The sequence below is a fragment of the Chondromyces apiculatus DSM 436 genome, from assembly GCF_000601485.1.
GTDB classification, from domain to species: Bacteria; Myxococcota_A; Polyangia; order Polyangiales; family Polyangiaceae; genus Chondromyces; species Chondromyces apiculatus.
In genome coordinates this window covers 1-23,855 of the sequence record NZ_ASRX01000116.1, presented here as the reverse complement: position 1 = coordinate 23,855, position 23,855 = coordinate 1, and the positions used below count along the sequence as shown (strand labels likewise).

Below are 23,855 nucleotides of genomic sequence, written 5' to 3'. Positions count from 1 at the left end.
AACCTCTGCCGTCCCCCGCCCCAACCTCTCCGTCCCCCGCCCCAACCTCTCCGTCCCCCCCCAGGGCCTCATCCCCTGCGGCGAGCCCGCCTTGGCGGAGGAGGGGCGCGCCGCGCCCCTCCTCCGCCAAGGCGCCCCCCCCAGAGGCGAGCGAGCCCCCCTCCGGCAAGACCGCCACCTTCTCGGGCCCTGGATAGAGCTTCCCGAGCACCTCGGGCGCCACCAGCCCCTGGAGTTGTGAGGAATCAATCCGGGGGCAGCTCAGGTGGAGCACCCCCAGCGCGAGCGAGGATAGAGCGAGGAGCCGACGCAGGCCCATGCTGCGCGCGTATCAGCGCGTGCAGCCCTGGGCCAACTTCCGGCTACGGGTCCACCGGATGCTGCTCGTTCATCCCGGAGTTCACGAGCCGTGCGCACCGCCCACCGCGGTAGTACCGCCGCGCCGACTTCTCGTACCCGGCCCGGAAGTCGTTCTTCAGCTTGAAGAGCTTCGCGACCCAGCTCCCGCCCCAGGTGATGGTGCCATTGCCGTTCACGTCGCCATTGTCATAGCGCACGCAATCCACGCAGTTCGCCTGGTAGTTGTACACGTTCGAGCTGTCGAGCGTGGTGTTGTACACGTTCCCCGACAGATCCAGGTGACCCCAGCGCCCCACGCCCAGCGGGAAGATGCCCACCTCCACCAGATCGGTGTTCTTGCAGTTGCCTGCGACCGACCCGTCGGCGAGGCAATCGTTCGCGGCGCGCAGCGGCACATTGTCCTCGTCTGCGCCCCAGGGGTACGGCCGCTGCTGATTGCCGCCTACCGCCGCGTAGTTGTACTGCGCCTCGGTCGGCACGAACCCACCGTCCCACGCGCAGAAGGCGCGGATCTCGTAGTAGGTCAGGCAGACGATGGGCTTCTTCTCCCGCGTGCTGGGGGTGGTGGTCCACGAGTTCCACGAATCCCACTCGTCGCACTTCAGCGCCGCGTCGAGCGTCGTCATGTTCGCGGCGAGGTACTGATTCCAGGCCGGGTTCCAGCCCGTATCGACCCCGTTGGTGTACGGGTTCGCGCCCGAGCCCGGGGTCGGCGGGTTCTGCTGCGTGCCCCGCCCCGACTGAAGGAAGGCCCGGAACCGACCCGTGGTGATCGGGTACTTGTCGAGCGCGAAGCTGCTCACTGTCGCCGGGACCGTCGCATCGTTGGCGCGGTTGAACGTCCCGCCGGGCACGTTGAGCACCCCGCAGCAGTTGTCGTCGCTGGTTGACCCGCAGTTGTTGCCGGCGCCATTCGCATTGGAGGCGCAACTGATGGGTGCGCTGTAGCCGACCCCGGTCCCGGGCCACGGACCTGCCGAGCCGCCCGAGCCTCCCGCACCGCCTGAGCCGCCTGAACCGCCCGAGCCGCCCGATCCCGACGAGGAGCTGCTGGTGGTGGAGCTGCTGCTGCTGGTGGTGGCGGTGGTGCTGGAGCCGCTCCCGTTGTCGTAGCAGACCACGAGCTTCGGCCGACGCGCCACCTCCGAGTCGGACACGTTGGTCGTCTTGATCTGGGTGCGGTTCGCCGTCTCCTCCACGTAGAACCCGTAGTTCGGGTAGGTGCCGTCCACCCAGCTCTGCACGAGTGAGGTGACGTTCACGGTCCGCGCGCCCGAGCCTGCGGTGAACGACCCCTCGATCGTCGAGGCGAACGCCGCGTTGTGCGAGTTCCAGGTCACCGTGGTCTCCGACCAGGGGGCGGTGGTGCGGCGGAGGCGCACCGTGTCCGTGGGGGCCGTCGCGTAGGCCACGTAGAGTGAGATGTTGGCGGAGGTGATGGGCGTGCCGGCGGGGATGCCGGAGAGATCGAACTGCACCAGCGAGCGCTGGAGCGCGCCGCCAGCGGTGTAGACGCCGGCGTACATGTCGGGGCTCGTGCCGAAATTCGTCGTCGGGTATCCCTGGTGGAGGAGCGCATCCTGCACTGAGCTGGATCCCACGCCAGTCTGGATGGTGACGCAGGTCTCCACGGCCTGCTCCACTTCTCCGACGACCTCTTCGTCATCGAGCGGAGGCGCCATGCAGCCCGCCGCGAGCGGGCCTCCAGCGAAGGCCGCCAGGGCGGCGAGCAAGAGAGGATGAGAGGGGCTCGCGAGCAGGCGTTTTCTCATGATGCTGTCTCCAGGTCCGACCGCGGTGACGGGGGGGTCCCACCTGGGTGCGAGGGGGCATCGGCCTCTCCGCGCCGCGTCGCGACGGAGTGGAGCCGCTAAGAACCAGGGTCGATTCTAAGGAGGTGCCTCTTCACGTCAATGGTTTTTCCGGGGCCACGATAGGCAGCACAGGCGATCGGTGCTTAATCAGTCTTAACAAATCCCCTCAGTATCAGGCACGCGGAGTGGACTTGTCCAGTGCAGGCCCCTCACCACGCCAGCCGCCGCCGAAATGGACCGCGGTAAAACCTTTCAGTATGGCGCACCCGGGATGCCTCTGTCCAGAAGTGCCTGCACACCGCACTCCGGAAGGAGGGCGACGAGGACGAGGACGACGAGGACGACGAGGACGACGAGATCGAGGGCGACGAGCGCGCTCAACCTGAATGTGCTCCGCCGCACCCTTCGCCATTCGCCAGGGTCTTCAGCGCGGCCAGCCCTTCGCTGACCTCCGTGGCGATCATCTCGGCCAGTCGGTCCAGCAATGCGGCTCCTTCCTCGGCCGACGCTGCGCCCGGTGCGCCGGTGTAGGCAGCGTCCATGCCCATTGCCTGGAAGGTGTGCTTCCCCGCTTTGATGCCCACCGACAGGCTGATATCGAGGTCGGGCAACGCGCGGGCCAGATCGCGCCGCACCTCCTCGGGCGCTGCGGCGAGCACCAGGGAGGTCTCGTACCGGCCGGCGTGGCAGGCGCCGCTCCGGAACTCGTCTCCCAGGGTACGCCCCCAGCGTCGGGTGAGCGGGCACGCCACCGACGCCCTCCCCTCCGGGAGCCCCGCGATGGCGCCCCGCACCGCGGCATCGTGCGCTGGCTCCAGGTGGTTGTTCACCAGACATACGTGCACGAACCCCGCCGCGAGGTGCGCCTCCACCACGGCGCGGAGGAACGCCGACAGCGCCGCCGCGGGCACCGAGAGCGCGCCCGCGAAGCCTGCCGCGAAATCGGTCACCCCGTATCCCACGGAGGGCGCGAGCAGCGCCTCGACTCCCGCCGACCGCAGCCGCCGTGCCGCCCTCAGGGCCGCCGCCTCGCCGATCACCGTGTCGGTCCCGAGCGGCAGGTGCGGACCATGCGGCTCCACCGACCCCACCGGCACCAGCGCTGCACAGGGCGCCTTTCCTTTCAGCACCCTGTCCAGTGCCTCGGTGGTCAGCCTCGCGAGCCGAAGCTCCGCCCCGTCCTCGACCTCTCCCTGCATGGTGCTGCGCACCCTAGATCAGGCACCCCGTGGCCGCGACCACGACGGCGCCACGAGCCGCCGCCGCCCGTCGTCCGTGGTCGCCGTGCCTGCCGCCTCCAGGTCTTCCCGGTCCCAGAGCTGGCAGGTCACTGCTTTGTGGAGCTGGTCCAGCCCCTCGCAGTAGTTGCTGTAGATGCAGCGGCGCACCTCGCCCCCGCGCCCCAGCCTGAGCTTCAGGAACCAGTCGGGGTCCGCCAGCGTCTGCCGCGCCGCGCCGATGAGATCGGCCTCCCCGCGCTCCAGGATGCCCTCGGCCTGTGCGAACGTGCAGAGCCCTCCCGCCGCCACCGTGGGCGTCGCCAGCCCCGCCTCCCGCACCGCCCGCCGCACCGCTGCCTGCCGCGCGATCTGCCGCCCGAAGGGCCCTCGCGCGTCCGACACCGCCGTGGGCATGCACTCGTACCCGCTCGGCCCGGTGTACGGGTACGCCGCGTGCCCCACCTTGGGCTGCTTCGCGTCCTCGAACTTGCCGCCGGTCGATAGCGACAGGAAATCCATCCCGGCCTGCGCAAACGCCACCCCGAAATGGGCAGCGTCCTCCACACGATTGCCACCCTCGATGACGTCGTCGCACAGGAAACGGCAGCCGACCACGTAATCGCTTCCCACGGCCTCGCGCACCGCCCGGTACACCGCGAGCGGCAGCCTTGCCCTCGCCTCGCGCGGGCCCCCGTAGCCGTCCTCGCGCGTGTTCCGCGCCGAGAGCAGCGACGCCATCGTGTAGGCGTGCGCGTAGTGCAGCTCCACCCCGTCGAACCCCGCCTCCTTCGCCCGCGCCGCCGCGCCCGCGAACAGGCTGGGGAGCGTGAGGGGCAGATCCCGGATCTCCGGCACGTGCACGTCGGTCACCCGCTCCCGGGCGCCCATCTGCAATTCCTCCAGCTCCCGCGCGTCGAGCACCTGCCCGAGCTCCGCGTCGCCGAGCCCGCACAGCGCCTCGCGCACCTCGCCGTCTCCAGCGTCTTCCCAGCGCGCCTCCTCCCGCAGCGCGGCGAGCCGCTCCCGGTGGCTCCTGCCGATCACCAGGAACGCGCGCAGGTAGCGCTCCCGCTCCGGCCGCCGCCGGATGCGCAGGAAGTCGATGAGCTGGATGAACAGCCGCGTCCTCCCCCCGCTCCTCCGGCGCACCTCCTCCACGAGCCGCGCGAGCCCCGGCACGAAGCGGTCGTGTCCGATCCGCAGGAGAGGCCCGCTCGGCACGTCCCGGATGCCCGTCGCCTCCACCACCAGCACCCCTGGCTCCCCCTCGGCGAAGCGCCCGTACCAGCCCAGGATCTCGGGCGACACGAACCCCTCCTCCGTGGCCCGCCAGGGCACCATCGCCGGCACCCAGGTGCGCTCCAGCAAGGTGAGCCCGGCCTGGAGGCGCAGCGGCGAGAAGAGACGCGACCGCGCTGCCTCCTCGGCCGTGGGAGGCAGCTCCTCGGGCAGCGCGTGGCGGATCCGCTCCGGCGGCCGCCACATCGCTCAGCTCTCCCCGGCGGCTGCCGCCCGGTCCAGCACGCCCTTGGCGATGATGAGCTTCTGGATCTCCGTCGTCCCCTCGTAGATGCGCAGCGGCCGGATCTCCCGGTACAGCCGCTCCACCTCGGTCTCCAGCGTCACCCCGGAGCCGCCGTGGAGCTGCACCGCCTTGTCGATGATCCGCTGCGCCGCCTCCGTCGCGTACATCTTGGCCATCGCCGCTTCCACCGTGACCCGGCCCGTCGCCGTGTCCCGCTGGTGCGCCGCGCGCGCCACGAGGAGCCGCGCCGCGTCCAGCTCCGTGGCCATCTCCGCCAGGTACGCCCGCACGATCTGCTGCTCCGCGAGCGCCACCCCGAACTGCCGCCGCCGCCGCACGTGCTTCACCGCCTCCGCGAGCGCCCGCGACGCCATCCCGTTCGCTGCCGCGCCCACCGAGATCCGGAACGCATCGAGCGTCTCCATCGCCACCCGGAACCCGGTCCCCGGCTCCCCGAGCAGCTCCCCCGGGCACCCGTCGAGCCGCAGCCGCCCCAGGGGATGCGGCACCGACAGCGGCACCGGCTCCATGGTCAGACCCGGCGCCGTGGCCTCCACGAGGAACGCCGAGATCCCCTTGCGGCCCGCCTCCGGGCTCACCGTCGCGAACACCACCACGTGGTGCGCGATGGGCACGTTCGAGATCAGCGTCTTCTCCCCGGAGAGCAGCCACTTCTCGCCCTCGCGGCGCGCCACCGTCCGCATCGACGCCACGTCGCTCCCCGCCTCCGGCTCGGTCAACCCGAACGCGCAGATGCGGCTCCCCCGGATCACCTCCGGCAAGATCTCCTGCCGCTGCGCCTCGGAGCCCGCCAGCACCACCGGGTACGACCCGAGCCCCTGCACCGCGAAGATGGAGTCCGCGAGCGGAGACACCTGCCCCAGCGCCTCGCGGATCAGCACCAGCGCCCGCACGTCGATCGCCGTGGCGTCCCCCGGCCGACCTGCCGGCGCCCCGCCCAGCGCCTCGGGGACGAGGTGGGCATAGAGGCCGAGCGGCTCACCGAGGAGCCGCGCTGACTCCGCGCCATCGTGGGTCCTCGCCAGGGGCGCGAGCAGCTCGGGTGTGAGCCTCGCGCTGAGCGCCCTGTGCCGCTCCTCGAAGAAGATCGGCAGCACCTCGCTGGAGAAGGAAAGCGCGCTCATGCTCGCCGCGTGGGAGGCGTGGCAGCCCCCTCCAGGGTGGTTGGCGGCGGCTCGGTGATGACCCGGGCAGGCCCACCCGAGCCCGGCACCAGCGACGAGGGCTGGCCCTGGGGTGCCTCCTGTACCCGCGCCTCCTGTACCCGCGCCTCCGGTACCCGCGCCTCCTGTACCCGCGCCTCCGGTACCCGCGCCTCCTGCCCCGCCCCTGACTCCTGCCCGGCCCGCACCTCCAGCGTCACCAGCCCCTCGTCGCAGATCTCCGCCCCCTCGAACCGCGGCGGCCGCTTCTCCCGGTTCGCGTCGTAGGCCTCCCGGAAGTCGGGGTGCGCCATGCACAGCGCCTGCGCCTGCGCCTCGGCCTCGATCGCCAGGGACAGCGTCATCCCCCGCTCGCTGTCCAGCATCTGCTTGGTCATCGCGTGCGCGAACGCTGGCCCGCGCGCCAGCCGGTCCGCCCACGCCCGCGCCGTCGAGAGCAGATCCTCGTCGGGCACCACCCGGTTCACGAGACCGATCCGGAGCGCCTCTTGCGAGCCCACCAGGTCCCCGAAGTACAGAAGCTCCGCCGCCCGACCCTGCCCCAGGATGCGCGGCAAGAGGTAGCTCGCCCCCATGTCGGCCCCCGACAGCCCCACCTTGGGGAAGATGAACCCGAACCGCGCGCTCTCGGCCGCGACCCGCAGATCGCACGCCGCCGCGATCACCGCCCCCGCGCCGACAGCGACGCCGTTCACCGCCGCGATCACCGGCCGCCGCAGCTCGCAGATGCTCTGGATCAGCGCCCCCGTCATCCGGGTGAACTCGAGCTGCGCCCGCACGTCGCGCCCGAACAGCTCGGCGATGATCCCCTCCACGTCGCCGCCCGAGCAGAACCCCCGCCCCCTGCCCGTGATCAGCACCACCCGCGCCTCGGCGCAGTGCTCCAGCGACCGGAACGTGGTCTCCAGCTCCTTGTACACCTCGAAGGTCAGCGCATTGAGCCGCTCCGGCCGGTCCAGGGTGATGGTCGCGACACCGCGGCCGATCTGCAGGTGAAAGCTCTTGGGGTTCAGGGTCATCCGTTGGTCTCCTCGTCGTCGGGGGGCGTCTTCCGGCGCCGTTCTCGGGTGATCGTGGCAGACCGCGCCGGCCGCGCCAGCCGTGCCCGCGCAGGCGCCGTCCCTCGTGCCGCGGGGGCCGCCGCCGCCCGCTCCGTGTCCCGCAGCTTCGAGAGGAGCCGCGTCAACGTCGTCAGCTCCGCCGGCGCGAGCGCCGCGAACACCTTGGCGATCCGCGCCGCGTGCCGCCGCTCCGCGTCCCGGAACGCCCGCTGCCCCTTCGCGGTCAGGTGCACCCGCCACGCCCGCCTGTCGTTCGGATCCGCCCGCCGCTCCACCAGCCCATCGCGCGCCGCCCGGTCCACGAGGCCCGTCAGGTTCCCCGCGGTCACCAGCATCGTCCGCGACAGCGCCGCGAGCGTCTGCCCATCCGTGCGCGTCAGGTTCGCCAGCAGGTCGAACCGCGGCATGGTCATCTCGTGCTCGAGATCCAGCCGGATCGCCGCGAGCGCCCGCTTGTGCACCGCCAGGATCCGCACCCATGCCCGGATCGAGGCCTGCTCCCGCAGCGTGTCCTCCGCCTTCGCCGGCGGCGAGACCGGCCTGCGCGCCGGCGCGCCCCGCCTCATGCGCTCGGCCCCTCGTCCCCCAGCGCGGCCACCGCCTCGATCTCCACCACCGCCTCGCGCTCCACGAGCCCCGCCACCCCCACCAGCGCCATCGCCGGGAAGTGCTTCCCGAAGCGGCTCTTCCACGCCGCCCCCACCTCGCGCAGCGACCCCCGGTAAGCATCGAGATCGGTCACGTACACCGTCATTCGCGCCACGTCCTCGGGCTTCCCGCCCGCCGCGCGCACCACCGCGAGCACATTGTCGAGCGCCTGCGCGAACTGCCCCGCCATGTCCCTGGCTGCGAACACCCCCTCCGCGTTCCAGCCCACCTGGCCCGAGACATGGAGCGTCCTGCCCCGCGTCACCACCCCGTTCGCGTACCCCTTCGGCCGCGCCCACCCCTCGGGTTGCACGAACGTCAGTCGCTCACTCATGACATCACCTGTCCCCCGTCCACCGGGATCGCCTGACCATGGATGCTGCGCGCCTCGTGCGTGCACAGCATCGCCACCACCGCCGCCACCTCGTCGGGCTCCACCATCCGCCGCTGCGGCGACATCGAGGTCAGCGCCTTGCGCGCCTCCTCCAGCGACCGCCCCGTCTTCGCCTGGATCCGCGCCACCGCCTCCCGTGACATCTGCGTCTCCACCCACCCCGGGCACACGCAGTTGATGGTCACCGGAGACCGCGCGATCTCCAGCGCCATGGCCCGGCTCATCCCCACGATCGCGTGCTTCGAGGCGCAGTACCCGCTCGAGTACGCGTACCCCGTGAGCCCGGCGTTCGACGCCACGTTCACCACCCGCCCGAACCCCCGCTCCATCATCGCCGGCACCAGCGCCTTGCACAGCGCGAACGCCCCCGTCACGTTCACCGCGAACATCCGGTCCCACGCCTCGTCCGTCGTCTCGAAGAACGGCGCGCTCTCCGCCACCCCGGCGTTGTTCACCAGGATGTCCACGTGCTCCACGAGCTCCCGCAGCCGCGGCAGCGCCGCCGCCACCTCCGCCCGGTCTCCCACGTCCAGCCGCAGCGCGATCCCGCCGATCGCCTCGCTCACCGCCGCGATCTCCGGCTCCGTGCGTCCGGCCACGACCACGCGCGCCCCGTCCTGCGCCAGCCGCTCCGCGACCGCCCGCCCGATCCCGCGGCCCCCGCCAGTCACCAGCGCGACCTTGCCCTGCAGCGACATGCAGCGGCTCTAAATCATTGATATGTAAAGCTCAAGGGGGAAACGAGAGCGCGTCCGGCCCCCATCCTCGCGCGTCATCGCGTCAACGCCGCGCTTCAACGCCGCGCTTCAACGCCGCGCTTCAACGCCGCGCTTCAGCCGCGGTGCGTCATCCGCCAGCGCTCGCTCCACGGCCAGCGCATCACACCCCGGGCGCCGAACAGCCTGTCCCGACGGAATGACCACGCACCGCACCCGAGATCCGGCCGCACCAATGGTTGCCTGCGCCCTCCTCGGAGGCGCATCATGGCGCCCATGCGATTGCCGCGCGCCGTCTCCCTTATCGCTATCGCCTCCTGCGTCGCCGCCCTCGGTTGTGGCGACGGCGAACCCGAGCACCGCGCCCTGTGGATCGCGCCCGACACCCTCTCAGCGCTGGAGGGCGAGCATTTCTTCGACGCCCCCTGGCCCAGCGATCTCCGCCTCGAACACGGCGCGCCCCGCCTCGACGGCTACGTCAACCCGCGCGGCCAGCCCATCCTCACCGAGTACATCGGCGCCATGCGCGGCACCCTCGACGGCTTCTCGCCCGTCGCCGCGGGCTACCTCCGCTTCGACGGCCCCATCGACCCCGCGACCCTCCCTGCGGACCCCGCCGCCGCGCAGGCCGCCACCTCCTCCGTCCAGCTCCTCGACATCGACCCTGCCTCTCCCGAGCACGGCCAGCGCCGCCCCATCGCGCTCCACTGGCGCGAAGGCGGCGGCGTCTACTGGCAGCCCGACACCCTCGCCTTCATGCCGACGCTCGGCGCTCCCCTGCGCCCGCGCACCCGCTACGCCCTCGTGGTCACCGACGATCTCCGCGCCGCGGGCGGCGGCACCCTCGGCGCCAGCGACGACCTCCGCCAGGTCCTCGGCCTCGACCCCACCGCCGAGGGCGACACCGGCCGCATCTCCCGCGCCCGCGACGCCCTCGATCCTGCCCTCTCCGCGATCGAGGCCGCCGGCATCTCCCGCGACCACCTCGTCCACCTCACCGTCTTCACCACCAGCGACCCCACCGCCGAGATGTTCGCCCTGCGCGACCACCTGGTCGCCAGCGTCCCCGCCCCGCGCTTCCGCCCCTCCTCGTGGCGCCGCATCGAGCCCGTCGTCGACCCCGAGGCCCCTCCCCCCGCGCCCACTTCCACCGAGTACATCGGTCAGTACGGCCCGTCGCCCAACTACCAGTTCGGCAAGTCCCCCTTCACCACCTACGGCGACGGCGGCGACTTCCGCTACGAGAACGGCGAGCCCCGCGTCGAAGGCCTCTACGACTTCCGCTTCTCCCTCACCGTCCCCCTCGAAGCCGACTGCCCCATGCCCGACGCCGGCTACCCCATCGTCCTCTACGCCCACGGCACCGGCGGCAGCTACCGCTCCTACGTGCACGATGGCACTGCCCGCACCCTCGCCGCCCAGTGCCTCGCCACCATGGGCGTCGACCAGATCTTCCACGGCACCCGCTGGGGCGCGCCCGACGACGACAGCACCACCGCCATCCTCTTCTTCAACTTCATGAACATCACCGCCGCCCGCACCAACACCCGTCAGTCGGCCCTTGACGAGGTCCAGCGCGCGCGCCTCTTCTCCGAGGCGGCGGCCGTAATCCCCGCTTCCGTGTCCATCAGCGGCAAGGAGATCCTCTTCGACAAGACCCGCGTGATGTTCTTCGGCCACTCCCAGGGCGGCCTGAACGGCCCCCTCTTCCTCGCGGCCGACAACGCCGTGCGCGGCGCCGTCCTCTCCGGCTCCTCCGCCCAGATGGCCATCACCCTCCTCGAAAAGACTGAGCCGTCCCCGAGCGTCGCCACGGCCGTCAAGACCATCTTCCTCGGCCTCACCGGCGACGACGGCGCCGAGCTGAACGAGTTCCACCCCGCCATCTCCCTCGCCCAGAGCATCGTCGACGTCGTCGATCCCGTGCACTACGCCGCGTCCATCGTGCGCGAGCCGCGCCCCGGCTTCGCCCCCAAGAGCATCTACATGACCGAGGGCGTGAACCCCGACGGCATCGGCGACAGCTACGCCCCGCCCCGCGGCATCGAGGTCCACGCCATCGCCATGGGCCTCCCCCTCCAGGCCCCTGGCCAGTACCCCCCGCCCGACGCCCGCTGGGCAGGCCCGGCCCCCGTCACCATCCCCGCCGATGGCCTCGCCGGCAACCTCGCGGACCGCGCCGCCTCCGGCGTCCTCGCCCAGTGGCCGGTCCCGGCCGACAGCGACGGCCACTTCGTGATCTTCCGCGTCCCCGAGGCCCGCCAGCAGGCCACGACCTTCCTCCGCAACCTCGCCAGCGATCCGGTCGGCCGCGTCCCTGCACCCTGAGCGCGGGCGCCGTGTACGCCGCCGTGTACCCTGGCGCCCCCGCCCCGTGAGCGCCGTGTACCCTGGCGCCCCCGCCCCGTGAGCGCCGTGTACCCTGACGCCCCCGCCCCGTGAGCGCCGTGTACCCTGACGCCACCGCCCCGTGACCGACCTCCCCCACCTCTCCGACCTCTCGCCCCGCGTCGCCGCCCTCCTCGCCCACCCTTCCATCACCGAGCGCCGCCCCCCCGCCGCGGACCCGTGGCCCTGCACCGGCCCCGAGCCTCCCGACCTCGCTGCCCTCTACGCCGCCACCGACGGCCTCGTCCTCGCCGACGGCACCACCTTCCTCCGCCGCGGCGAGCTGGCCCGCGCCACCGACTGGCTCAAGCACGACAGCTCCCTCGACTGGCCCGACGACCTCGTGGTCCTCGGCGAGCAGCACGAGCTGGTCCTCGTCCTCGACCTCGACCTCACTGCCTCCCGCGCCGGCGGCGGCATCCTCGAAGCCCCCCACGACGGCCTCGCCACCTTCCAGCGCATCGCCCGCACCGCCCTCGGCTACCTCGAACAGCGCACAGGCCTCCTCCCCGGCGACCCGGCCCCCGAGCAGCGCCTCGCCGACGCCATCACCGCCGGTGACATCCCCGCCCTCCGCCAGGCCCTCGCCGAGCCCCTCTACCCGGGCACCGACCGCCAGACCGCCCTCGCCGAGCTGACCCTCGGCCGCCTCCTCGCCGCCATGGGCGACGAGACTGCCGCCACCGAAGCCTTCGAGCGCTCCATCGCCGCCCGCGCCCGCGCCGCCCCCCGCGGCGCCGCTGCCATCGAGCGCGCCGCCGCCCTCCGCGCCTGCGCCGCCGCCGCCCGCCAAGCCGGCGCCGAATCCCTCGCCGCCCGCTTCGCCGCCCGCCGCTGAAGAGCTGGCCGGCAACGCTGCTGCGCAGGAGTGCCCCGCGCGGGCGTGCCGTACGTGTGGATCGTCGAGCCTGTGGCGCGCACCCTGGAGGTCTACCGCCGGGGGCTCGACGAGCGCTGGCTGGTCATCGGCCTGCACGAGGGGACCGAAAAGGTCCGCGCCGAGCCCTTCGACGCCCTCGAGATCGACCTCGCGCTCCTCTGGAAAGCGCCGGTGCCGCCCGCGTCGCCCGCGCGCCCCGAGCCCTCGGCCTGAACCCGCGCAGCCTCACCCTGCCGGGGTGGGCTCAATCGTCGTCGACGTCGAGCGGGTCGCCCTCGTTGCCGATGCCGAGCATCTGCAGCACCTGCTGCACCTCCTGCTTGGCTTCCACCTCGGGGTTGGTGTCGAGGAACCCCTGCAAATGCTTCCGCGCCAGGAACCGCTGCCCGCGCGCCGCGTGGGCCATGCCGAGCGCGTAGAGCGCGTCGGGATCGTCGGGGAAGCGCCGCCGCGCCTCCTGCGCCTGGCCCAGGGCGCCTTGGGTGTCGCCGAGGCGGCGCAGCGCGTGGGAGAGCGACACCCGGGCGCCCAGGTAGTTCGGGGAGAGATGCACCGCGGCCCGGTAGGCGTCGCGCGCGGGCTCCACCTGGTCGAGCTCCCACATCGCCTGTCCCACGAAGAAGTAGGCGTAGGGGTTACCGGCGTCCTTCTGGATCACGTCGCGCAGGTTGGACAGGGCATCCTGGTAGCGGTGCTCCTGCAGAAGCTCGGCGGCTTCCTCGACGGCGTCCCAGTGGGCCGCGTCCCTGGTGGGGGTGGTCATCGCTCGTGACGCCATGGCGCGCAGTCTAGTACGACGTCCCGGTGCGGTGGTGGTGGTTTCGGCTGACGGCGGTGCTGCCTGTGCTGGCAGGGGCGGTGGCGTTCTACGCGCCCGCCCTGCGGCGCACGGGCGGGGTGTGGCCTGCGCCGCTCGACGACGTCTACATCCACTTCGCGTTCGCGCGCTCGGCCGCGCTCGGGCACTTCTCCACGTGGATCCCGGGCAACGGGTACTCGTCGGGAGGGACCAGCCTCGTCTATCCCCTGGTCCTCGCTCCGGGCTGGCTCGTCGGCTTCCGGGGGGCCTGGCTCGGGCTCTTTGCGGCGCTCGTCGCCTGCGTCTGCCTCGTCGATCTCATCGGCTCGGCCCGCGCGCTCCTCGATCCGGGCGCTGGACCTTCGCCGCGCCTCGACCTCGGGCCGCGGCCAGCGGCGGGAGCGTGGAGTGCCCGGTGGATCGCGTGGATCGCGTGGAGTGCGCCGCTCGTGCTCCTCGCCGTGCCCCTGCTCGACTGGAGCTTCTTCTCGGGCATGGAGATCGCGCTCCTCGGCGTCATCCTCGGTCGTGCCCTCGTCGCCGTCCGCCGCTGCGAGCATGCCGCGCCTGCGGACCGGCCCCGCGCCCAGCTCCGCGCGGGCCTCTGGGCGGCGCTCCTCGTCGCCACCCGACCCGAGCTTGCGGTCCTCTCGGGCGCGCTCGCCCTCGGCGTCGCGCATGCGGCAGGCGCCGCGAATCCTTACAAGGCCCTCGCCCGCGCGGCGGTACCGACGGCGGCCCTCGTCCTCGCCCAGGCGGCGCTCAACCGCGCCCTCACCGGCGAGTGGGGCGCGGCGGGCGCCGTCCGCAAGCTGATCACCTCCAACCCCTACCTCACGCCCCTCGACGCCGCGCTCGAGGTCGCGCGCAACCTCCTCGCCTTGCGCGTCCAGGCTTTGGAGAGCGCCCTCGGTGGACCGCGCGTCGCCTGGATCCTGCCTCTCCTCGGCCTCTGCGCGGCCCTCGATCGCCGCTCGCGCCGCCTCGGCCTCGCCCTCCTCGTCGGCGCGTATGGCGCGCTGCTCCTCGCCTGCCTCAACGCCACGGCGCGCTTCCAGAACCTCCGTTACGCGGCGCCCACCCTCCTCATGCTCCTCCTCGCGGCGCTCCTCGGCGCCGTCGCGCTGGCGCGGCGTGGCCGGGCGGCGTCGCTCGTGGCGGCTGCGCTCCTCGGGGTCGCGAGCCTCGCGCCTTCGGTGTGGTTCGGGCGCCAGATCGACCATTTCGCGCGCGCGTCTGCCAACATCGTGGGGCAGCAGGTGGAGGTCGCGCGCCGCCTCGATGCCCGCGTCCCTCGCCCGCGGCGCGTCTTCCTCAACGACGCGGGCGCCATCCCGTACCTCTCGGGCTTGCCGGCCCTCGATGGCCTCGGCCTCGGCGGCTACCGCGGCATGCCCTTCGCGCGCGCCTCGGTGCACGGCGTCCCGGCGGTCGTCGAGCTGATCGAGCGCCTCGACCCGGCCGAGCGGCCCGACGTCATGGCGCTCTACCCTGGCTGGTGGGGAGGCCTGGTCGAGGACTTCGGCCGCCGCGTCGACGCCGTGACCATCGAGGACAACGTGATCTGCGGCGCTGCCGAGAAGGTGATCTACGAGGCCGACTGGAGCGCGCTCGGGGCGGCGCCCTCCAGTCCGGGGAGCGCGCGCGGCGCTGCGGGTGCGCCTGGGCCTCGGGTGATCGACGAGATCGACGTGGGCGACCTGATCTCGGAGAAGGAGCACGGCTACGCGATCCCGGCGCCGCGCGGCGGCTGGAGCATCGGCGCGGTGCTGGAGGGGGCGCCGGAGGCGTCGGGTGGGCGGCGGTTCGATGCGGGCCGCGTGGTGCCGGAGGGGCGGGAAGAGTCCTTCGTCGTCGCGGGAGGCGCCTCGAGCGGACCGGCCCGGCTCCTGCTGCGCACCGACGGAGGTGGCCCCGTCGCGATCGAGGTGCTCGTGGGCGGGAAGCCACCCGGAGAGGGCGCGGGCCGCGGCGGAGACGCGGGCGCTCTGGAGGCTCACCGCGTCGAGGTGGCGCCGCGCCCCGAGGGGCGCTGGCACGCGGTCGAGGTCTCGCTGCAGGACGTCGGGAGAGGCGATCGGGTGCGGATCCGCGCGGTGCGTGGCGCGTGGCGCAGCTTTCACGCCTGGCTCCTGCGCTGACTGCCGGGAGGGCGGGGGTCGATGCTCCCGGAGCGCCCCCGGGCTAGAGCTTGTACTCCGAGAACTTCAGCGGCACCTGGACCGCCTGCCGCCCGTCGATGTAGCCCCGCTCGGCGCCGACAGCAGCCCGGAACGTGCCCTGCGCGGCCTCCGAGAAGGTGACCTCGGCCGTCGCGACGCAGCTCGTCCCGTTCCACGTCCCCATCGCCTGGTCCGAGAGCGCCGTCCCGTTGCTCGTCCACACGTAAACCTGCACCTTGCCGACGCTGCAGGTCGCCGCGGAGAGGTAGTTCCCGGGCAGGGAAGCGGAGACCCGGTAGGTACCGGCCGTCGAGGCGAAGCGCTCGATCACGAAGTGCGACGGGCACAGGGGCGCCTGCCCGTAGCTCGGATTGACCTGCACGTTGTAGAGGTCCACCGACGTGGTGACGTCCGGCGTGCTGCCCGTACCACAGGCGACGAGCGCGTCAGCGGCTTCCCCCACCTCTTCCTCCTCTCCTTCTTCGACGAGGAGGTCCTCTTCCGTGTCCTCCGGGGCTTCGGCGATGCATCCGGTGAGCGTGGAGAGGAGGACGAGCATGCCACCGAGGCATCGGGTGATCTTGTTCATGATGTTCCCTCGCAGGTTGTTGCCTTCATCGAGGGGCATGGACGGGCGCGCCGCCGCGCGAGCGCGCAGCGGCCCATCCTGTGTCCCTCACGCTGCGCAGCGACCGTGCCTTCTTCAGGGGCCTCACTGTGCAGCGTTCGGAGCACGCTAGAGCAACGCGCGTGCCGCTGCCGTCGGTGGGCTCCAGAGCAAGCAAGCGCCGTCCTTCCAGGCGGAAGCGCGCCGTGGCGCGGGTTCACGCAGGGCGAGCGTGACACGGTGCGCGCGGGACGGTGAGACACCTGTCACGGGACACTCAGCGCGCTACGTGCCCGTCGCGCCCTCGGGGGCATGCTCGGGGGCCCGCTTGAGGGCCCGCCACTCCAGGAAGAAGCCCACGGCCACGAGCGTGAGGAACACGATCTCGATGGTGAGCTGGTTCATGGGCACCACCCCGCCGATGTACGGCGTGCGGCCGGCGAACTCGGGATCGGTGAGGGCGGTGCCGGGGAAGAGCAGCGAGCCTGCCTGGGTCAGCCAGTAGATGGACGCGAGGATCGTCCCCATGATCTTCTACCTACCCGATCTGCGCGCGCGTGCATGATCGCTGCGGTAGTCCCGGACATGGGAGGGTTCCTGCCGCTCTGGGCCTGATCGCCTGTTGATCCGGGGAACGGGCGAAATTCCCTGCAGCGTGTGTCACGATGGACGCGCGATGAGCACCGGATCTCCCGCGCGGCCTTCCTGCAGCCTCTCCTCTGCGCAGCTCGCCCAGCGTCGTCAGGCGCTGATCCCCGGGCTTCTCGAACGCGCGGAGCAGGTCACCGATCTGGACGAGGGGCTGCGCCTTCACTTCAAGCACCGACCTGGCCTGCTCGCCGAGCTGGCAGCCGTCATCGAGCAAGAGCAGGTCTGCTGTAGCTTCCTCCGCTTCCAGCTCTCCATCGAGCCCGGCGCAGGCCCTGTAGACGTCGAGATCACCGGACCCGCAGGGACGCGGGAGATGCTCCGGTCGCTGTGAGCTCGCCGCGTCTTCCCGACCCTCACGTTCCGCGGGCTCTTCTCCGGCCAACAGCTACGGCTTCATGGATGGCGTCGTCGACAAAGCCTATGTCCGCATCGTCGCGCCCCCCATGCTGATGCCCGAGCATGTCCCCGCGACGCACGCCTGCCGCGCGTTGAGGGCCGTGCTCCGCGTGGCCGCCGCGCATCCGGAGGCGGTGCGCGATCGGTTCTGCCCAGGCCTCGCCACGCTGGTGGGCGGCGTCCCACCGGAGGACGCAGCCCGGGAGATGGCGCAAGCCTATGGCGGCTTCCGGGGCCGACCTTCACCTCCGGCGCCTCGCTGAGCGGCTGCAAGCTGACGCCACTGCAGGCTGGCGCTACTGCAGGCTGACGGAGAGGCCGCCGCCGCCAGGGTAGGCGGTGGGCAGGAGGCTCAGGTGCATCCCGCGCAGGGCGCCGCTCTCCACGGGAAACACCGTGTTCCGGTGGAGGACGGGCACGAGCAGGCCGAGGGAGGCGCCGACGCCGGCGCCGGCGATCACGTCGGTCCAGAAGTGCTTCCCGGCGGCGACGCGGAGCGCGGCGGTGGTCGCGGCGATGCCCTCGGTGACGATCCAGACCGGTACCACCAGGGGGGAGTGCGGGTGGCGCTTCATGAACAGGTAGCTGTAGGCGGTGGCCATCGCGAACGAGGTGGAGCTGTGGCCGGAGTAGAACGAGAGGGCGGCGTCGGGATGGAGGCGCTCTTCCTCGGCGTATCCCGCGTCGTACACGAGGGGGCGGGGGCGGCTCACCGCGAACTTCACCACGTTGTTGATGGCGAAGTTCACGACGAGGACCTCGGTGAGGACCGTGGCGTCCTTGAGCCACCCGAGGCCGCGCTGGCCGGAGATCAGGACGTCGACGGTGTCGAGGACGAAGGGGAGGGCGATGCTGGTGCTCACGAAGCCGTCGGAGAGGCGACGCGCCACCACGGAGCGGTTGCCGACGACGGTGCGGTCGAGGGCGTTCAGGTTCGCCCTGTCGCACGAGAGGCCGCAGTAGGGCGGAGACAGCTCGCCCTTGAAGAGTTCGGGGGTGAGCCCGGCGAGCCCGCTCGCGGCGATGAGGGGGAGGTCGACCTCCCAGCGCACGTGGAAGGGGCTGCCATCGGCCGGATCGGCGTGGGCGAACCGCGCCGGGAGGAGCCACACCGCGAGGAGAAGCAAGAGAGAGTGGCGCACGGAGCGATGATAGCCTCGACCGGGGGCCGTCGCGGAGGTGACCCCGGAGGGAGCAGGCATGACGGGTGATGCGATCCGGTTCTACGGCGTCGATGGGCCTCACGGGGACTTCTCGAACTTCGCGGCCCATCCCATTGAACTCCAGGGGAAGCGCTGGCCCACGAGCGAGCATTACTTCCAGGCGCAGAAGTTCTTCGACCCGGAGGAGCAGGAGAAGATCCGCGTCGTGAGCTCGCCGATGATCGCGGCGCGGATGGGGCGCGATCGGAAGAAGCCCCTGCGCGCCGACTGGGAGGAGGTCAAGTGTCAGGTGATGCGCGAGGCGCTGGAGGCGAAGTTCGGGCAGCACCCCGACCTCGCGCAGCTCCTCCTGTCGACAGGGGACGCAAAGCTCGTGGAGCACACGGAGAACGACGCCTACTGGGGCGACGGCGGCGACGGCTCCGGGAAGAACATGCTGGGGATCCTGCTGATGGAGCTGCGCGCGTCGCTGCGGGAGCGAGAGGGACGCTGACGCCGTCGCGCAGGGGGTCAGAGAGGGGCTGATCTCGGCGCGCGTGAAGGTGTGGGGACTTACTTCGGCGGGCTCGCGGGTATCTTGCAGGGGTCAGTGCACTGACCCCCGCAAGCTCGCAGGTATCTCGCAGGGGTCAGTGCACTGACCCGTGCAAGCTCGCAACTAGGGCGCGCCCTGAATGCACTGACCCCTGCAAGCTCGCAGGTATCTCGCAGGGGTCAGTGCACTGACCCGTGCAAGCTCGCAACTAGGGCGCGCCCTGAATGCACTGACCCGTGCAAGCTCGCGGGTATCTCGCAGGGGTCGAGGCACTGACCGGTGCGCATTCGCGAGGAGGGCACGCGGGTCGCGAAGGTGACGTGCGCGCCGGTGCAGGTGGTGGCGACGGTGGGGACGTGGGTGGTGATGCCACGCGTGATCGTATCGCGCATGACGAGAGAGCTTCATCGCCTGCGTGAGCGTGTCGGTACGTGCGCTCGGTGCTTGCAGCGACAGTGGCAGTCTCATCTATTTGATGGTGTCACACGGGCCTCCGGGAGACCCCCGAGGATGCAAGGCCACGTTGCAGTAGGAGAATGAAACATGAAGAAGGTCTCGAGCCTCTCGCTGTCGTCACTGCTGTCCGTTGCAACGCTGATGTGGAGTGCCACGAGCGCAGCGGCGCCGGTCACGCCGGATGACCACCTGCCGCTCATGTACGACCTGGTCCTGGACCTCTGGGGCGCAGAGCCCGCGGAGGAGCGCAACATCTGGGCGAGCCCGAGCGAGTCCTGTCAGATCACCTGGCCGGGCGGGAACAACCCTTCGTCAGCGCGGACGAAGGGGGCCTGTTTCCTGACGCTGGGGCTGGTGCGCGGGCACGGGCTGCCCCCCTCGATCGGGATGTCGTGGTGGGGTTCGACCAGCCCCAGCTCGACGGTGTACTACGACGCGATCGAGGAGGAGAACCGGTTCTACCGCATCGACGGCGCACTGGAGACCTTGCCGGGCGACATCCTCGCGGTGAAGTACGGGGGCGATGGGCAGACGGTGCAGAGCTACCTGATGGTGGTGAGCCAGATCGAGTTCTTCACCACGACGCCGACGGGGCTCGATCGCTACATCCTGGAGATCGTCGACTCGACGCGCACCGTGCACGGCATGCAGGACACGCGGTGGCAAGGCGATCCGAGCACCATCAACGGGCACGTGCAGGGGGTCGGCGCAGGGCTGATCTTCCTCGACGCGGATCCGGTCACGGGAGAGGTCGTGGCGCACACCTGGAGCAACCAGGGGTCGATGGCCTCGTCGTACTACCCGAACCACTCGGGGCCTGGCGGGCGTCCGATCGTCATCGGCCGCTTCGCTCGCAACAAGCTGCCCGGGTACTGAGCAAGGCGGCGGCGGAGGGAGGCCGGCGCAGGGGGCGTCGGCCAGGCGCGAGGGGGTGCGCGCAGACGTCTCGGCAGGCGCGGGCGCCCGCGAGCCCGCGCGCCCGCGAGCCCGCGCGCCCACGTCAGGGATCACTCGACGGTGCTGCAGCGGCCGGAGATGGCGGCCGAGGTGTTGTTGTCGGTGCGGCACTCGGTCCAGAGGGGGTGCGGAGGGGAGCCGTCGTCGACGATGGCGTAGACCGTGCCGCTCTGGATGGCGGGGTCGACGCCGGGGAGGACGACGACCTCGGCCTCGGCAGGGTAGAGGGCGCGGGTGGTGACGCCGCTGCCGAGTGGGGTGCCGGAGCCAGGGGCGCCGGCGTAGAAGCCGACGGTGACGCCGGCCGGGAGCGGGGCCTCGCCGATGTTGCGCACGGTGGCGGCGAGGGCATAGGCGCCCGTGCACTGGGGGGCGATGGAGACCACGGCGTCGGGGGCCGCGAACTCGCTGCCGGGCTGCTTGTTCTGGCGGAAGTTGTTGAGGCCCGGGGTGAGGTAGTTCTGGGCCTCGAGCTGGGGGATGGAGCCGTCCTCGGCGACGTTGGTGATGTGGTAGGCGTGCTCGTTCCAGACGCGGCGGGTGCGGACCCAGGCGCCCGCGGGGTCGCCGAAGACGCGGACGCCGGACTGGCCGTTGGCGACGCCGTCGTTGCACTGGATGCCGGCGCTGTTCGAGCCGTAGGCGTTGGAGATGACGACGATGTCGGCGTGGCCGTCGTTGTCGACGTCGGCGATGACGGGGTTCTCGATGAGGGTGGCGGTGGTGTTGCAGGTCTGGAAGAGGACGTCGCCCGTGGGGCCGTCGTAGATGCGCATGCGCTGCTGGTCGCTGTAGACGACCTCGGCGCGGCCATCGCCGTTGAAGTCGAAGACGGTGCTGCCGGTGGAGGCCGAGGAGCAGTCGACGGTGGGCTTGATCCAGATGAGGGTGTCAGGGCCCAGGACGGCAGGGTCGGTGAGCTCGCGGCCGTCGAAGACGACGTAGCCGACGCCGCCAGCCATGGCGACGTCGGGGAAGCCGTCGCCGTTGAAGTCGGCGATGGTGGGGGGGCCTCCGCCGTGGGTGTTGCCCCAGCTCCCGGCAGCGCAGGCGGAGGGGGGGATGGGGCCGTTGATGTCGACGGGATCGCGGACGATGCGGAAGCCTCCAGGCGCGCCGGCGTCGGCCTGCCAGACGTGGAGGGTGTGGTTCGGGTTGTCGACGACGACGACCTCGGGGGTGCCGTCGCCGTCGAGGTCTCCGACGGCAGGCCAGGGGCTCTTCCAGTCGGAGGTGCCGTAGAAGAAGCTCTGGTTGGAGACGGCGGTGTCGATGAAGAGGGTGCCGTCGGCGTGGAAGGCCTGGCTGGCGGTGACGACGTCGAGCTGGCCGTCGAGGTCGATGTCGCTGACGACGAAGGAGGTGGCGAGGGGGGCGGAGAAGGAGGCTTCGAGGGCGCCCGTCGCGCCGTCGAGGATGCCGCCCTCGACGATGACCTCGACGGTGCCGTCGGCGTCGAGGTCGGCGATGGAGGGCATGAAGCAGGGCATGGCGGCGCTGGTCCAGAGCGGGGTGCCGTCGCCGCGGAAGGCGCGGGCGGTGCCGTCGCTGCCGCAGGCGACGACCTCGTTGCCAGGGAGGCCGTCGATGTTGCCGGCAGCGATGTGCTTGGTGGCGTTGACGATGCCGGGCGTCGCCCACTTCTCGACGAGGACGCCCTCGACGACGCTGATGGCGTGGAGGACGCCCGCGCCCGTGTAAGCGCCGTTCGCGAAGGTGGAGAAGACGATCTCGGGGATGTCGCGCTCGGTGATCTTGCCGTCGCAGTCGTCGTCGTCGAGCTGGATGACGATGGGCGACATCATGACGTCGGTCGCGAAAGGCGCGGTGGTCTGGCCTCCCCAGGCGTACTTGAGGGTGGCCTCGAAGGTGGTGTTGGCAGGGACGACCTGGCAGGCAGCGACGCAGGTGAGGTTGTCGGGATCGGGATCCTGGCCGTTCGGGCAGAGGGGAGGGCGAGGGAGGCAGCGGCCCGTGAGGGTGGCGACGCCTCCGGTGCACGCGCCGCCCATGCCGCCCGCGCCGCCCGTTCCATTGGAGCCGCCCATTCCACCAGCGCCGCCCGCGCCGTCGTCGCCGAGGGAGAAGTCGCAGTAGTGGTCGTCGGGGCACTCGCTGGAGTCGGTGCACTCGGCGCCCGGGGTCTGGCACTGCTGGAAGGAGCAGAGCTGGCCGTCGCTGCAGCAGGCGTCGCCGCAGGCGAGGTCGGCGTCGCAGCAGGCGCCGTTGACGCAGACGCCGCCGTCGCAGGCAGTGTCGCTGTTGCAGGCGCCGGCGTCGAAGAGGCCGGTGCTGGTCGAGCCGCCGCCGCCCGCGCCGCCCGCGCCTCCCGCAGCGCCCGAGCCCGTGGAGGAGGGGTTCGTGCCCTCGCTGCCACACTCACAGGCCGGGATGAGGGCGAGGGGGACGAGGAGGAGGGAGAGGAGGGAGCGTCGCATGCTGGAAGCCATGGTGGCGGTGCGGTGCGGCGGAGGGAAGCGGGTTCCACGGGAGGGGAGCGAAAGAGGCGTGACGCGCTGTGCAGATCGCGGGGGTGGGGCGTGGTATGGGGGGCGGATGCGTCGTCGGCTCTCCACGCAGGCCCTCGCGACGGCTGGCCAGGAGGTGGCGGCGTTCGCGAGGCACGCGCTCTTGATGCGGCACGACGCGGCGCGGGCGGTGCTGCCGGAGGGGGTGTGCGACGGGGACGACGTGGTGGTGCTGCTGCACGGGATGTTCGCGACCGCCGGTGTGGTGCGGCCGCTGCGCGCGGCGATCGGGCGGATGGCGCGGCGGGCGGTGACAGTGCACACGGCGGCGGTGTCGTATCCGTCGACGTCGGGGCTGGGGCCGGCCGTGGAGCGGCTGGAGGCGGCGGTGAGGGCGCTGCCCGGTGGGGCGCGGCTGCACCTGTGCGGGCACAGCATGGGGGGCGTGGTGTGCCGGCTGTACGCGCTGGAGTCGGGGGACGCGCGGGTGGTGCAGACGATCTCGCTGGGGACGCCGTTCGGGGGGGTGCCAGGGGCACAGCTCCTGGGGTTCGCCGGGGGGAGGGAGCTTTCGCCCACGAGCGAGGTGCTGCGGCGGGTGCGGCTGGGGATGGGCGCGGAGGGGCGGGAGGTGCCGCACCTGTCGATCGTGGCGGGGGCCGATTCCGTGGTGCGGGCGCCGCTCGCGCACGCGTTGCCAGGAGGCGACGTGAAGGTGATGGAGGGGCGGGGGCACAGCGCGCTTCTGTTCGACGACGAGGTGGCAGGGGTGCTGGTGCGGCGGGTGCTGGAGCACGCTGGGCGGGGCGGCTGACGCGGGAAGGCTGATCCCCGCGCGGCTTCGTGCTACCTCGGCCGCGTGCGTTCGCCGTTTTCGTCGCTCCTGGCTGCTTCGTGCGCGCTCGCCGCGCTTGGATGGGCTGCGCCCGCGCGGGCTGACATCTCGTCGTGGTTGATGGTCGGAGGTGGGGCCGTCTCGTGGTCGCAAAGGGGGTCGGAGCGGGCGCTGAACGGGGTGCTGACGGGCGATATCGGGGTGGGGACGTCGCCGGATGGGCGGTTCATCGGCGGGGGGCTGGTGCGGATGACGACCACGTTCGAGGTGGGGTCGGAGTTCGCGCTGATGGCGCGGGGCGCGACGTGGGGGTATCAGGCCGGGGGGTTCGGGCTGGCGCTGGACGCAGGGGCGTACATGCGGCTGTGGGAAGGAGGGTCGGGCGGGTTCGCGGGGGCGGTGAACCTGGGGGCGCCGCTGGGGTTCACGCTGACCATCCTGGGGACGGTGGGGAGCAATGACGCGAACTCGATCGGGGCGGTGGCCGGGCTGGATCTGCTGCGGCTGACGCTGCACCGGCAGGCGTTCACGAACTGGTGGCCGAACCCGGCGCCGTCCCACGAGGAGCGCCGGGATGCGCGGGCGCCAGGGCGGCGGTACTGGTAGGAGCCGCGGGGGGCAGGGGGCAGGGGGCAG

The 23,855-nt window shown here is 71.9% G+C and carries 23 protein-coding genes and 2 pseudogenes; 10 read left to right on the top strand and 15 right to left on the bottom strand.

Going from position 1 to position 23,855, the window contains the following annotated elements:
• The 10 genes and pseudogenes from CAP_RS55500 to CAP_RS41495 all read right to left on the bottom strand — a co-directional run.
• Positions 1–319: pseudogene (locus tag CAP_RS55500) on the bottom strand (hypothetical protein); the annotation flags it as partial.
• A 43-nt stretch (positions 320–362) separates the two neighbouring features.
• Positions 363–2,132 (bottom strand): DNRLRE domain-containing protein, encoded by a 1,770-nt coding sequence (locus CAP_RS51640; protein WP_156041628.1) that lies wholly within the window; start codon positions 2,130–2,132, stop codon positions 363–365.
• A gap of 294 nt (positions 2,133–2,426) precedes the next feature.
• Positions 2,427–2,555 (bottom strand): hypothetical protein, encoded by a 129-nt coding sequence (locus tag CAP_RS55495; protein WP_269325009.1) that lies wholly within the window; start codon positions 2,553–2,555, stop codon positions 2,427–2,429.
• Positions 2,552–3,373, bottom strand: coding sequence for a creatininase family protein (locus CAP_RS41525; protein WP_052376863.1), 822 nt, complete (start codon positions 3,371–3,373; stop codon positions 2,552–2,554). The genes CAP_RS55495 and CAP_RS41525 overlap by 4 nt, the downstream gene beginning before the upstream one ends.
• Positions 3,374–3,391: 18 nt before the next feature.
• Complete coding sequence (locus CAP_RS41520; protein WP_044251645.1) at positions 3,392–4,879, bottom strand: oxidoreductase; 1,488 nt, start codon at positions 4,877–4,879, stop codon at positions 3,392–3,394.
• 3 nt (positions 4,880–4,882) lie between these two features.
• The gene (locus CAP_RS41515; RefSeq protein WP_044251642.1) at positions 4,883–6,064 is read right to left on the bottom strand and encodes an acyl-CoA dehydrogenase family protein; all 1,182 of its coding nucleotides are present in this window, start codon (positions 6,062–6,064) and stop codon (positions 4,883–4,885) included.
• Between the two features lie 263 nt (positions 6,065–6,327).
• Positions 6,328–7,122, bottom strand: a pseudogene (locus CAP_RS41510) (enoyl-CoA hydratase family protein); the annotation flags it as partial.
• Entirely contained in the window at positions 7,119–7,730 is a 612-nt protein-coding gene (locus tag CAP_RS41505; protein WP_081865812.1) for a MarR family winged helix-turn-helix transcriptional regulator, read from the bottom strand. The gene CAP_RS41505 and the pseudogene CAP_RS41510, both read right to left, overlap by 4 nt.
• Entirely contained in the window at positions 7,727–8,146 is a 420-nt protein-coding gene (locus CAP_RS41500) for a RidA family protein (protein ID WP_197041577.1), read from the bottom strand. Before CAP_RS41500 ends, CAP_RS41505 begins: the two co-directional genes overlap by 4 nt.
• Positions 8,143–8,904 carry an SDR family NAD(P)-dependent oxidoreductase gene (locus CAP_RS41495; RefSeq protein WP_044251640.1) on the bottom strand — a complete coding sequence of 254 codons (762 nt, stop codon included), beginning with the start codon at positions 8,902–8,904 and terminating at the stop codon, positions 8,143–8,145. The genes CAP_RS41500 and CAP_RS41495 overlap by 4 nt, the downstream gene beginning before the upstream one ends.
• Before the next feature lie 285 nt (positions 8,905–9,189).
• Here CAP_RS41495 and CAP_RS41490 point away from each other — a divergent pair, with 285 nt between their 5' ends.
• From CAP_RS41490 to CAP_RS41480, 3 genes are all read left to right on the top strand, one after another.
• The gene (locus CAP_RS41490; protein WP_044251638.1) at positions 9,190–11,250 is read left to right on the top strand and encodes a hypothetical protein; all 2,061 of its coding nucleotides are present in this window, start codon (positions 9,190–9,192) and stop codon (positions 11,248–11,250) included.
• Between the two features lie 142 nt (positions 11,251–11,392).
• Complete coding sequence (locus CAP_RS41485; protein WP_044251635.1) at positions 11,393–12,148, top strand: hypothetical protein; 756 nt, start codon at positions 11,393–11,395, stop codon at positions 12,146–12,148.
• Between the two features lie 45 nt (positions 12,149–12,193).
• The gene (locus CAP_RS41480) at positions 12,194–12,403 is read left to right on the top strand and encodes a Uma2 family endonuclease (protein WP_044251632.1); all 210 of its coding nucleotides are present in this window, start codon (positions 12,194–12,196) and stop codon (positions 12,401–12,403) included.
• Positions 12,404–12,434: 31 nt separating this feature from the next.
• On the opposite strand, the gene CAP_RS41475 is transcribed toward CAP_RS41480, so the two are convergent.
• The gene (locus CAP_RS41475; RefSeq protein WP_044251631.1) at positions 12,435–12,968 is read right to left on the bottom strand and encodes a tetratricopeptide repeat protein; all 534 of its coding nucleotides are present in this window, start codon (positions 12,966–12,968) and stop codon (positions 12,435–12,437) included.
• A 26-nt stretch (positions 12,969–12,994) separates the two neighbouring features.
• Here CAP_RS41475 and CAP_RS41470 point away from each other — a divergent pair, with 26 nt between their 5' ends.
• Positions 12,995–15,130, top strand: a complete 2,136-nt coding sequence (locus CAP_RS41470) for a DUF8728 domain-containing protein (RefSeq protein ID WP_044251629.1) — start codon at positions 12,995–12,997, stop codon at positions 15,128–15,130.
• Positions 15,131–15,173: 43 nt separating this feature from the next.
• On the opposite strand, the gene CAP_RS41465 is transcribed toward CAP_RS41470, so the two are convergent.
• Both CAP_RS41465 and CAP_RS41460 read right to left on the bottom strand, forming a co-directional pair.
• The gene (locus CAP_RS41465) at positions 15,174–15,779 is read right to left on the bottom strand and encodes a hypothetical protein (protein ID WP_044251627.1); all 606 of its coding nucleotides are present in this window, start codon (positions 15,777–15,779) and stop codon (positions 15,174–15,176) included.
• A 264-nt stretch (positions 15,780–16,043) separates the two neighbouring features.
• On the bottom strand, positions 16,044–16,286 hold the full coding sequence (locus CAP_RS41460; protein ID WP_044251625.1) for a hypothetical protein: 243 nt from the start codon (positions 16,284–16,286) through the stop codon (positions 16,044–16,046).
• 148 nt (positions 16,287–16,434) lie between these two features.
• On the opposite strand from CAP_RS41460, the gene CAP_RS41455 reads away from it, so the two are divergent.
• Positions 16,435–16,740 (top strand): hypothetical protein, encoded by a 306-nt coding sequence (locus CAP_RS41455; protein ID WP_044251622.1) that lies wholly within the window; start codon positions 16,435–16,437, stop codon positions 16,738–16,740.
• A gap of 64 nt (positions 16,741–16,804) precedes the next feature.
• Positions 16,805–17,068, top strand: coding sequence for a macro domain-containing protein (locus tag CAP_RS41450; protein ID WP_052376862.1), 264 nt, complete (start codon positions 16,805–16,807; stop codon positions 17,066–17,068).
• A 33-nt stretch (positions 17,069–17,101) separates the two neighbouring features.
• Here CAP_RS41450 and CAP_RS41445 read toward each other — a convergent pair whose 3' ends face one another.
• Positions 17,102–17,947, bottom strand: a complete 846-nt coding sequence (locus CAP_RS41445) for a phosphatase PAP2 family protein (RefSeq protein WP_156041627.1) — start codon at positions 17,945–17,947, stop codon at positions 17,102–17,104.
• A gap of 58 nt (positions 17,948–18,005) precedes the next feature.
• Between CAP_RS41445 and ybiA the strand changes: the two genes are divergently transcribed.
• Positions 18,006–18,461: a riboflavin biosynthesis intermediates N-glycosidase gene (gene ybiA, locus CAP_RS41440; RefSeq protein ID WP_044251615.1), complete on the top strand. Its 456-nt coding sequence runs from the start codon at positions 18,006–18,008 to the stop codon at positions 18,459–18,461.
• A 585-nt stretch (positions 18,462–19,046) separates the two neighbouring features.
• Positions 19,047–19,835 (top strand): hypothetical protein, encoded by a 789-nt coding sequence (locus CAP_RS41430; protein WP_044251610.1) that lies wholly within the window; start codon positions 19,047–19,049, stop codon positions 19,833–19,835.
• A gap of 131 nt (positions 19,836–19,966) precedes the next feature.
• Here the strand turns inward: CAP_RS41430 and CAP_RS46760 are convergent, their stop codons facing one another.
• Positions 19,967–22,354: an FG-GAP repeat domain-containing protein gene (locus CAP_RS46760; RefSeq protein WP_156041626.1), complete on the bottom strand. Its 2,388-nt coding sequence runs from the start codon at positions 22,352–22,354 to the stop codon at positions 19,967–19,969.
• Between the two features lie 118 nt (positions 22,355–22,472).
• Between CAP_RS46760 and CAP_RS41420 the strand changes: the two genes are divergently transcribed.
• Both CAP_RS41420 and CAP_RS41415 read left to right on the top strand, forming a co-directional pair.
• Positions 22,473–23,198, top strand: a complete 726-nt coding sequence (locus tag CAP_RS41420) for an esterase/lipase family protein (RefSeq protein ID WP_044251607.1) — start codon at positions 22,473–22,475, stop codon at positions 23,196–23,198.
• A gap of 45 nt (positions 23,199–23,243) precedes the next feature.
• Positions 23,244–23,825 carry a hypothetical protein gene (locus tag CAP_RS41415; protein WP_044251602.1) on the top strand — a complete coding sequence of 194 codons (582 nt, stop codon included), beginning with the start codon at positions 23,244–23,246 and terminating at the stop codon, positions 23,823–23,825.
• The last annotated feature ends 30 nt before the right edge of the window (positions 23,826–23,855 follow it).